Here is a 10,000-nt window from a genome sequence, read left to right as displayed (position 1 = left end):
ATCCGAAAAGCGAAGATATGTCGCTTTGTGTTGATCCTAGCCGTGGCATGCTGGGTGAATTTGAGGATGGTGAACCCCTTTTTGAGGGTGACGAGCCAAGCGAATTTACCAAAAATATTTTGGGTTTTTGTGAACAATTCGCCATTTCAGCCCAGAGAACCAATGATTTTGTTGCCGAATTGATGGAACATAAGCTGTTGATTGATGGTGAAGTGGCTATCCAGCCCAATGACGCATCAAAGCCTTATGTGTATCGTAGCTTCCAGATCGTGTCTGAAGAACGCTTGAAAGAGCTTCGCGGCGATGTTTTACGGAAAATGGTCAAATCCGGTCTGCTTCCTTTGGTTTATGCGCATCTGATGTCTTTGAGTCTGGTGCAGGATATCTTCCAGCGGCAGGCTATCTTAGGTCGGATTCCACCATTGCCAGAAAATGATCAGAATCCTTCTGCCTCATAAAAACCATTCCTATTTTTAGTGGAAAGGTCGGATGTCATTTAGACTTCCGGCCTTTTTATTTCTCGGCATCAAAGAATGTCGGTGCTATTATTCCAAAATGGCAAATTTGGATGTGTTATTCGAGCGTTTAAGCCGCTCTTCTTTCCGTCGTCGTTTTCGCCTTGGTGTTCAAGAACAGCAATATTTAGCGAATAAGGGGATGGAAACCATTCTGGAGCATGGCAAGGATTTTATTGCCCAGAGATTAGCTCCGGCAGAAATACCCAATGATGGCAAGCAGACGCCTTATAAGGGGCATCCAGTCTTTTTGGCACAACATGCTACTGGAACCTGTTGTCGTGGCTGTATCGAGAAATGGCATCGAATTGAAGCGGGTAAAACCCTTAGCCAAAAAGAACAGGCCTATATTCTTGAGGTAATTGCCCATTGGCTGGATTTACAAAAAGAATTGCCACCTAAAAAAATGAAGGCGGTTACGCCCAGCTTGCCAAAAAAACGCAAATCTAAAGCAGAGGATGTGCAGGGAAGTCTTTTTCCTGAAATAGAAAAATAATCTGCACATTAACGGCAGTTTTATTTTAGATAAATTTTTAGGGGATGTGAGTGGTGCCCAGGGACGGAATCGAACCGCCGACACTGTGATTTTCAGTCACATGCTCTACCGACTGAGCTACCTGGGCTTGAGAGTTTTTCTCTCGTCTGGGTGGGCGTATAAGAATGTATTCGGGTCTTGTCCAGTATATTTTTTCTTTTTTCTGATATATTTAATAATTTAATCAAAATCGCTATCTTCGGCTTGTAAATCTTTCACTGGCAAACGGTAGGCATCTCCTAGCCAATTAAGCAAATCCCGATCACGGCAGCCACGGCTGCAAAAAGGTCTAAATTCAGCTTTGGTCGGGGCACCACATATCGGGCATTTGCCTTTATGAGCGTTTTTTTTGGTTGCTGATGGCATGGTCGTCTTTCGATAGCAGAGATTAGAAGGCTGGAAATTCAACGGCGACATCACCTTGATAGATTGGCCGCATGGGATCTGCTTTCAAGATAATTTCGGCAGCACTTTCCCGTGCCAAGGCTTCCAGCCAGTCAGGGTGGCGATTGATGCAGTCTATAACAAAATGAGAGGCCGTTAAAATCCGTTTTCCAGCGCCTTTCGCGCGGCAAGCCTGACGTAATAACTGGCGGGTTTCATGTTCGATTGGATAAGCAGCAATCTGTTCGGGCAAAGAGGGACGTTTTTTCTGTCTTATAATTTGCAAAAACCCGAAACCATTAACGCCCGTGCGTTCAAAAGGTGGAGGTAAATGCTGATCAAGACATTCGGCTACTTTTTGTCGGTCTGACTTGCCTGATAATCCCGGAATATCAATGCCGATTGAACCACCAATATCAAAAAGGGTAATAGCTTTGGCAGTCGCTTCTGTGCCTTTTAAAGCCAAATCCAGCGACCCAAGATGACCATCAATATCGAAAAGGGTGAGGGCAGGCGTTAATGCCATACGCAAACGACCACCGGGGAAATCAATATCACCGCAGCGTGCTTGTTCGATGACTTCTGACCAGCCTGATTTTTCCAACCGATCGGGCTGATGATTTTGCTGATAATAGACAGGATAACCACTAGCCTTGACCCGCATTTCGAGGGAAGCCCCCTCTTTGAGAGGGGCATCAGGAAGCGCAGGACGGGCGTGAGGCGGTTTGATAATACCGCGTTCGGTTACGGCTTCACGGATAATTTCAACTCTGAGCAGACTGCCTTGTGTAAGGGCGCGCGGCACAGAGGCAACCCAGACAGAATCTCCCTTATCCGTTGTGGCCAATGTTCGCCCTGTGGCATTAGCGGAATCAGATAAACGGACGTCTAAAATGCTGCCAGCTCGTAACGCGGAGCTGTCCGTTTCGATTCTTGCCTGAATGATTGTGTCATCAGCCAAGAGCGCGGCACGGGTTTCGCCAATGCCCTTTTCAATCAACCATTCATAGGAAAGCATCTAGGCGTATTCTTCTTGGAGAGAAGAGGATGCCGAAATCGGCCAACCAGCATTCATCAAGAGATGCCGCGTCTCATAAAGGGGTAAGCCCATAACCGAAGAATGGCTGCCTGCCAGAAAACGGATAAAAGATTCAGCATAGCCCTGAATAGCGTAACCGCCCGCTTTGCCTCGCCATTCGCCGCTGGCGATGTAATCTTCGATTTCCCGAGGGCTAAGAGACTTGAAAGTAACGATGTTTGAAGAGACCTTTACGGTCGTGGGGGCACCATCTTTTTGCATCGCAACAGCGGTGAGCACCCGATGTCTGCGGCCTGATAACAGCTTGAGATAAGATGTCGCCTGTTTTTCGTCTTCTGCCTTGGGCAAAATACGACGACCAGCAGCGACCACCGTATCTGCTGCCAAGATATGGCAATCCGAATGGCGGGAGGCTACCCATTCTGCCTTTTCTGTTGCCATCCGCCGGACATATTCGAGCGGAAGTTCACCTTTTTTCGGTGTTTCATCAATATCAGCAGGAAGAACAAAATCGGGTTTGATACCGATGCGCGCCAGCAATGCCAGCCGACGAGGACTGGCAGAAGCAAGAATAAGCGAGGATGCCATAAAATTTATTTAAAGCGGTAGGTGATCCGCCCTTTGGTCAGATCATAAGGGGTCAGTTCGACCAAAACTTCATCGCCGACCAGAACGCGGATGCGGTTTTTCCGCATTTTGCCAGCCGTATGACCCAAAATTTCATGGTCATTTTCTAATTGAACACGGAACATCGCATTGGGAAGCAATTCCACAACGCGACCACGCATTTCGAGTAATTCTTCTTTTGCCAAATGAAGCCTCTTTAATTTTTGACAAGCAGAATGGGATTCTGCCAAAGTTTCAAATTTAGCCGAATTTTTAACATCAGGCTTTTACAAAAGATAATGCACAAAAATGCTAAAAATACCGACAGGTAAAAGCGTCTTCGGCAGCCGAAACTACCGAGACTTACGCGCTCTTAACGTGATACAGCATAAAAAGAAAGCCGTGATCCCAAAAAAGCTATTTTCAGGAGGCCGGGGCGGTTACCTGTTGTTGATCTAACCAATCTGCCACTTGCCCAGCCATTTGGTTGGCCGCTGTATTCAAATTATTAGCGACACTGACCGCATCTTGTTTTTGAGCGGGTTGTCTGATTTCAAAATGACGACTGGTAACCGTTTCTGTTCGGTGATCTTTGCTGCCGCGTAAAAAGGCATCATAGCTCACCACAATCTGATGATGTTGCGCATCCAAGCCAAAAGCCGTTAAATTGCCCGTCAAATGGTAAGCGGCACCCGTCGCTGCCCGATAATTGACAACCATAAAGTGATTATGGCTGGCAATGGTCGTCGACAAAATATTGCTGAATAGACGGGAGGGTAAATCAACCCAAACACCATCCGTTAAATAGGCAACCGTTGTCGGACTGGTTGTCACCGGAATACGGGTTACCTTTAATTCCGCAGGCACCGCAGGGGGCACTACCAACAACAGGGGTTTATTCTGTGTCAGGTCACTATTGGCTGCCGGTGCCGCAGAGGAGGTCAGCGTAAGCAAATTTTTAGGCGGTTTATTATTTCCGAGATTAACACATCCCGCCGTCAAAAGCGCCGCCAGAGGCAGTATCAAGGCTGAAGTATAACGATAATCCATAATACCTAATCCTTTGGCTTATAATCGGGCAGTGACTGGCCTTTTAACATCCCCTCGGCACCCGTCTGGTTAATGCGGTCAGTTAAGGAAGACATACTGCCAATCATATCATGCAGGTCGTGCACAAGCTGATCAAATTGGGGCATGGTTTCATTTGAGAAATGATGAACCCCGGGGCGCGCATCCAAAAGCATATCATTCAGATTTTGCATACTGTCACGAGCAGCCATGACCGTTTCTTTTAAATGTGCCGTAGCGGGATGGATGTCCTGCTTGACCGTATTATTGGTGGTCTGGGCTAATTCTGAAATCTGTTGACCCGCATCGCTTAAATTCACCAAAGCATGATGGGCATCATCCATGATTTGCCGCATTTTAGGTGATTGATTAGCGAGATTACCGGATAACGTATTCATATTGTCCAATATACGCGCAATAGAACGTTGGTTGTGATCGTTCAGAAGATCGCTCATCCGTTCGGTCAGCGTCGTAATTCGTTCGAGAAGCTGCGGTGCGCTATTCAACAACTGTCCTAAAGCCCCCGGTTTTGTCGGAATAACCGGAACGCCAAAAGGCCCGTGATTTTCAATCGGTTTTGCACCGGAGACGCCCCCCGCCAAGGTGATCTGGCTGACACCGGAAAAGCCCATGCTAGAAATAGTAGCCGTTGTACCTTCAAGAACCGGCGTATCGGCATTCAGGCTAATTCTGACCCGAACGAAATCAGGGTTATTGGGTAACAGCTTGATTTCTTTCACCTGACCGGAAGGAACGCCGGAATAGGTAACCGAGCTGCCTTTTGCCAAGCCATCGACGGATTGATGGAAAAAGATATCATACTGATGCGTTTCCGTTCCAGAAACACGGCCTATCCAGACCAAAACTGTGGCAATAAGTGCCAGCAATATCAGTGTAATACTTCCAACAAGGATATAATTGGAGCGGGTTTCCATGATCTATTCCTTATGCTCCCGTCTTTCTGGCTTCAAAAGACTCCGCCGCTGCCCGACCACGGGGGCCATTGAAGTAACGTTTTATCCACGGATGATCGAGCTTGGTCAGATTTTCAACCGTATCGACGGCCAGAACTTTCTTGTCAGCCAAGACAGCGACGCGATCACAAATATTATAAAGGCTGTCGAGATCATGCGTAATCATGAAAACGGTTAACCCCAGCATCTTACGAAGCCCCAAAATAAGAGCATCAATCGCATCTGCACTGACCGGATCGAGGCCTGACGTCGGCTCATCCAAAAATAATAAATCAGGATCTAATGCCAAAGCGCGTGCTAATCCGGCTCTTTTCCGCATACCGCCCGATAATTCGGAATTAAATTTTATTCCGACATCCTCGGGAAGATCGGTCATGGCAATTTTATAGCCAGCGATTTGATCTAGCAGAGAGTCACCTAGTTCGGGATAATATTCCCGCAGTGGCACTTTGACATTTTCAGTAATATTCAGGGTCGAAAACAGCGCACTTTCTTGAAAGAGAACGCCCCAATGCCGACTGACCATCCGCATAGTGAGCGGATCTTTGCCAATCATTTCATGGCCTAGAACCTTGATTGAGCCGGCTACAGGTTGCTGCAAACCGATAATCGAGCGCAGCAAAACAGATTTACCCGTTCCCGATCCCCCAACAAGGCCTAGAATTTCACCCCGTTTTACGTCGAGATCAACCCCGTCATGCACGACCTGACTACCGAAGCTGTTTTTGAGGCCTCGGATCTGGATAATATCAGAATCGCTCATACCCAGCCTATCTCTGAAAAGAATACGGCAAAGAAGGCATCAAGAACGATAACCAAAAAGATGGAATGAACAACGGCCTTTGTCGTGCAATAGCCGAGTTGTTCGGCGTTACCCTTGACCTGTGTGCCTTGGAAACATCCGGCAATCGCAATCAATGCCCCGAAAATAGGTGCTTTGACTAAACCGACGGCGACATCAGTGTAAGGGATAACCTCTCTTAACCGCGTAAAAAATGTTGTGGGCGGAATATCGAGAACTGTCCAGCAAAGCAACCCGCCACCAATGACGGCAGCGATCGTTGCATAAAAGCCAAGAAGGGGCATCATAATGATGCTGGCTAGAAAACGTGGCAAAACCAAACTTTCCATAGGCGAAACGCCGATAATGCGCATCGCGTCGATTTCTTCAGCCAGATTCATTGAGCCAATTTGTGCCGCAAAAGCCGAACCAGAACGACCGGCGACCATAATAGCCGTCATCAAAACACCTAATTCACGAAAGGAAAGCCGTCCGACTAGATTGATAGAATAGATTTCCGCCCCAAATTGTCGCAATTGAACCGCCCCTTGTTGAGCGATCACAACCCCGACAAGGATGCTCATCAAGCCGACAATGGCCAAAGCATTCACGCCGACGGTTTCCATTTGGCAGATAATGGCCGTCAGGCGCAGTCGGCTGGGATGGCAGATAGTGTGCCAGATACTGACAAGCAGGGCGCCAAAAAAATTGACCAGTCCAACAATCGTATACCACACATGGACGGTATTTTTACCAACCCCTGTTAAAGTATAGATCAAGGGGGATACATGTTTGGGTTCAGGAGCAAGCGGGCGGTCATAATGCGATATTTGATCGAGGATATGCGCAACAGCGCTATTCGTTCCTTTGACCTCGGCATTATTGTTTTGTGCCAGCTTATGCACCAACCATGCGCCAGCTGTATCCATCCGGTGCAGATTTGAAAGGTCGATTACTTTTACAGTAGAAAGCGTTTGCAGTCTATTCGACAAGCTATCGAGATGGGCAAGCGTCAACGCACCCTGCAAGGCAAGTTGATCCCCGTTTATCTCGAAGCTAAAATCATCAGAACCAGTCATGTCGTGCAAACCATGAGCCAGATTGAAAGAAACAGCAAGTCGATAGTCGCAAAAAACTTTTAATAAATAACTTCCAAGAAGTGAAAATAAAAAATCCAACTATCGAAAAGTAGCGATAAAGAGACAAAAAAAGCTGCCAAAGGCAGCTTTTTTCGCAAGAAATGAAAATTCTTTTCTTCGCTTTAGTCGAACAACTTGCTCCATGCGCGGGGTTCACGGTTTTTCCAAAAACCGCGATGCCATGCATCAGAGGCCAATAACGGCAAGACTGAACCGGCTTCGGCATAAACCATCTGTTCCAGAGCCGTATCGACTTTACCCCAGCTGGCGGCTTCCTTCAGCGTAGAGGAAGAGCAGGCGCCGTCGCGAACATCAGCAACCGTGATCTGAACGGCATATTTGTGCATTTCGATATCTTCATGGCCAAGCACTTCAGCGCAAACAACCGTATCCTGCACAAAGTTTTTCGGAACGCCGCCACCGATCATCAACAGGCCGGTCGTGCCAGCTTCAATTTTGATATCGGTCAATTCGCGGAAATCGGCGGCTGCATCCAGCATGACATAAGGTTTTTTGTCACGGATGCGTTCAACCTGATGTTTTACCAGACCGAAACCAGCAGAAGAATCAACAAAAGCCGGGCAGAAGATTGGCACATCATGTTCATAGGCCAATTTTACAAGGCTGTTTTCTTTTTTGCCATGTTTTGAGAGATAACGACCCATTTCACGGATGAAGGCACGGCTGGAGTAACCGCCCGGATTCAGGGATTCTGCGATTTTATAAATGGTATTATCGCAATCCTGAAGCTGTTCTTCGTCAATATAGGTATCGTAGATACGGTCAATATAGAGCGAACGCAGCGTCATATCATCAGGCACTTCCAGAGCCTGATAATGTTTGTGACCCAAGCCTTCGAAGAAATCCATATCAACAATCGAAGCACCGGTGGCAACGACACCATCAATCATATTGGATCGCAGCAATTCAGCATAAGCATCCATGCAGCCACCCGCCGAAGTTGAACCGGCAATGACAAGAAAGATGGTGCATTTTGGGTCAGCCAACATCTGGTTATAGATATCGGTTGCCCGTGCCAGATCACGGCTGGTGAAGCTCATCTTGCCCATAGCATCAATAATCGGGCGAGCGTCAAAGCTGCGAATGTCGATATGTTCGACTGTTTTCGACAATAGTTCAGCTTTGCGCTGATCGTTTGTTTTGGAATCCGTCATAATAAAGAAACTCCGCTTGGAATCCGGTATAGTCAGAAGATGTTTTAATGTAGAAAAAGCATTATTTCATGACAAAGGCATTTAACGCATAGCGATGCTATGCTGATGATCGCCAGTGTCATTATAAAGGCTGGCCATGGGCTGATCGTCGGCTATCACGGTCATGCTGGGCGTAAAACCGTTAAATTCGGTTCGCATTGCATTTCCATAAGCGCCAAGCATCCCGATTTCGATATAGTCACCGACTTTGACATCCGCAGGTAGCGGGAAAGGACCCGCCATATAATCCATGTCATCGCAGGTGGGGCCATAAAAACTGAAATTGATATCGCGTGCCTGATTGGATTCCGCCCGCAAGAGTTTTACCGGAAAACGCCAATCCAGATGGGCTGCGTCAAACAAAGCGCCATAAGCCCCATCATTGATATAAAGATCAGTGCCGCGTCGTCTTTCAACCCGAACAATCAGGCTGGAATATTCAGCGGAAAGAGCGCGTCCCGGTTCAGCCCATAATTCAGCCGAGTAAGAAATAGGCAGAGATTCAAAGGCTTCGTGGATGCTATGAAAATAATTTTCCAGATTTTGGGGTTCCAAATCAGGATAAATCGACGGAAAACCGCCACCGACATCAATAACATCGACGGTAACACCTGCCTGAACAATAGCATCACGCGCCAGTTCCATCGCCTGAATATAGGCTTGGGGAGACATCGCCTGACTGCCAACATGGAAGCAAATGCCAAGAGAATCCGAAGCCTGACGGGCGGCCATCAGTAAGGAGGCTGATTGGGCAGGATCAATGCCAAATTTGGAAGCAAGGCTTAATTTGGAATGATCCGAAGAGACGCGAAGTCGAACGCAGAGCGTCAAATCCTTGGCATAATCGGTTGCCCGCAGGATTTTATCCAACTCATCCTGATTATCGAGAGAAAATGCCCGAACGCCATGTTCAAAATAGGCCTCGCGGATGACTTCCTCAGCTTTTACCGGATTCATAAAGCACAGGGTTGCATCTGGTAACAAATGACGCACCAGACGCACTTCATTGGCTGAAGCGACGTCATATTGCGTGATACCTGCATCCCATAAACTACGAATAAGCGCCGGTGACGGATTGGCCTTTACCGCATACATCGTCTTTCCCGCAAATTTTTCAATAAAGAAGCGGGCTGCCCGATGGGCTGCATGAGGGCGGATAAGGGTAACCGGTTCAACCGGACGAAGAGAAGTAGCTAACCCCAGCGCGCTATGATGATTGTGCAATTCAAGGGACCTCCAGAGGGTAGGGTGGCAAGACTAAGAGTAAAAAGCTGCCTTGCGGTTGGAAGTCCCATGGGGCAGCGGACGTCGCTTTTAAAAAGCGAATGTCAGGATGTAAAGAAGATTATTGGCTTGTCTATAGGTAATTATAATTTTTTTAAGAAAAATAAAGTTGCGCCGAAATCGAGGCGAAATCTTTTTAGATATCAGTCATCTAATTGACATAAGCCAAGTGTAAAATTGAGGCAGGATAGAGGCCGCAGGTAAGCCATATAGAAGCTGTGATCTAGCCCTATATGGTTACCTTTTGCCTTATTTTTATTGTCCGAGATCGGCTTTCAATCTCATATCCAGATAATCATCGACTGATTTCATCAATTCCGGCATTTCATTTTGAAAGAAATGATTAGCGCCCGGGATAATAGCCTGATCAATCGTAATGTGTTTTTGCGTCCGCAATTTATCGACTAATTTTTGAACCGCTGAACCGGTGACGACTTCGTCACTTTCGCCCTGTATAATAA

At 47.1% G+C, this 10,000-nt stretch carries 12 protein-coding genes, 1 tRNA gene and 1 pseudogene; 2 read left to right on the top strand and 12 right to left on the bottom strand.

The genetic code is table 11. From position 1 onward, the window contains the following. Positions 1-458, top strand: a 458-nt coding sequence (locus LDL18_RS02615; RefSeq protein WP_296506850.1) for a SapC family protein, incomplete at its 5' end; no start/stop codon positions are given. A gap of 31 nt (positions 459-489) precedes the next feature. After that, on the top strand, positions 490-1,011 hold the full coding sequence (locus LDL18_RS02610) for a DUF4186 domain-containing protein (protein ID WP_296506848.1): 522 nt from the start codon (positions 490-492) through the stop codon (positions 1,009-1,011). A 51-nt stretch (positions 1,012-1,062) separates the two neighbouring features. Here LDL18_RS02610 and LDL18_RS02605 read toward each other — a convergent pair. From LDL18_RS02605 to LDL18_RS02550, 12 genes and pseudogenes are all read right to left on the bottom strand, one after another. Then, positions 1,063-1,138, bottom strand: a tRNA-Phe gene (locus LDL18_RS02605). Between the two features lie 92 nt (positions 1,139-1,230). Further along, on the bottom strand, positions 1,231-1,416 hold the full coding sequence (gene yacG / locus LDL18_RS02600; RefSeq protein ID WP_296506846.1) for a DNA gyrase inhibitor YacG: 186 nt from the start codon (positions 1,414-1,416) through the stop codon (positions 1,231-1,233). Between the two features lie 22 nt (positions 1,417-1,438). Beyond that, complete coding sequence (locus tag LDL18_RS02595) at positions 1,439-2,452, bottom strand: hypothetical protein (protein ID WP_296506844.1); 1,014 nt, start codon at positions 2,450-2,452, stop codon at positions 1,439-1,441. Continuing rightward, positions 2,453-3,061 carry a nucleoside triphosphate pyrophosphatase gene (locus tag LDL18_RS02590; RefSeq protein WP_296506842.1) on the bottom strand — a complete coding sequence of 203 codons (609 nt, stop codon included), beginning with the start codon at positions 3,059-3,061 and terminating at the stop codon, positions 2,453-2,455. It abuts the gene before it with no gap. 5 nt (positions 3,062-3,066) lie between these two features. Then, on the bottom strand, positions 3,067-3,285 hold the full coding sequence (gene infA / locus LDL18_RS02585) for a translation initiation factor IF-1 (RefSeq protein WP_007403889.1): 219 nt from the start codon (positions 3,283-3,285) through the stop codon (positions 3,067-3,069). A gap of 217 nt (positions 3,286-3,502) precedes the next feature. After that, entirely contained in the window at positions 3,503-4,129 is a 627-nt protein-coding gene (locus LDL18_RS02580) for an ABC-type transport auxiliary lipoprotein family protein (protein WP_296506835.1), read from the bottom strand. A gap of 5 nt (positions 4,130-4,134) precedes the next feature. After that, positions 4,135-5,082, bottom strand: a complete 948-nt coding sequence (locus LDL18_RS02575; RefSeq protein ID WP_296506832.1) for an MlaD family protein — start codon at positions 5,080-5,082, stop codon at positions 4,135-4,137. Between the two features lie 10 nt (positions 5,083-5,092). Further along, positions 5,093-5,884 carry an ATP-binding cassette domain-containing protein gene (locus tag LDL18_RS02570; RefSeq protein ID WP_296506830.1) on the bottom strand — a complete coding sequence of 264 codons (792 nt, stop codon included), beginning with the start codon at positions 5,882-5,884 and terminating at the stop codon, positions 5,093-5,095. Continuing rightward, complete coding sequence (locus LDL18_RS02565) at positions 5,881-6,981, bottom strand: ABC transporter permease (protein ID WP_296506852.1); 1,101 nt, start codon at positions 6,979-6,981, stop codon at positions 5,881-5,883. Before LDL18_RS02565 ends, LDL18_RS02570 begins: the two co-directional genes overlap by 4 nt. 182 nt (positions 6,982-7,163) lie before the next feature. After that, the gene (locus tag LDL18_RS02560; protein WP_296506829.1) at positions 7,164-8,216 is read right to left on the bottom strand and encodes a deoxyhypusine synthase; all 1,053 of its coding nucleotides are present in this window, start codon (positions 8,214-8,216) and stop codon (positions 7,164-7,166) included. 81 nt (positions 8,217-8,297) lie between these two features. After that, the gene (locus tag LDL18_RS02555; protein ID WP_296506828.1) at positions 8,298-9,479 is read right to left on the bottom strand and encodes a type III PLP-dependent enzyme; all 1,182 of its coding nucleotides are present in this window, start codon (positions 9,477-9,479) and stop codon (positions 8,298-8,300) included. Positions 9,480-9,794: 315 nt separating this feature from the next. Further along, positions 9,795-10,000, bottom strand: a pseudogene (locus tag LDL18_RS02550) (alpha/beta hydrolase); the annotation flags it as partial.

The sequence above is a fragment of the Zymomonas sp. genome (genome assembly GCF_020216885.1).
GTDB lineage: Bacteria > Pseudomonadota > Alphaproteobacteria > Sphingomonadales > Sphingomonadaceae > Zymomonas.
This window is presented reverse-complemented; position numbering and strand designations above follow the sequence as displayed.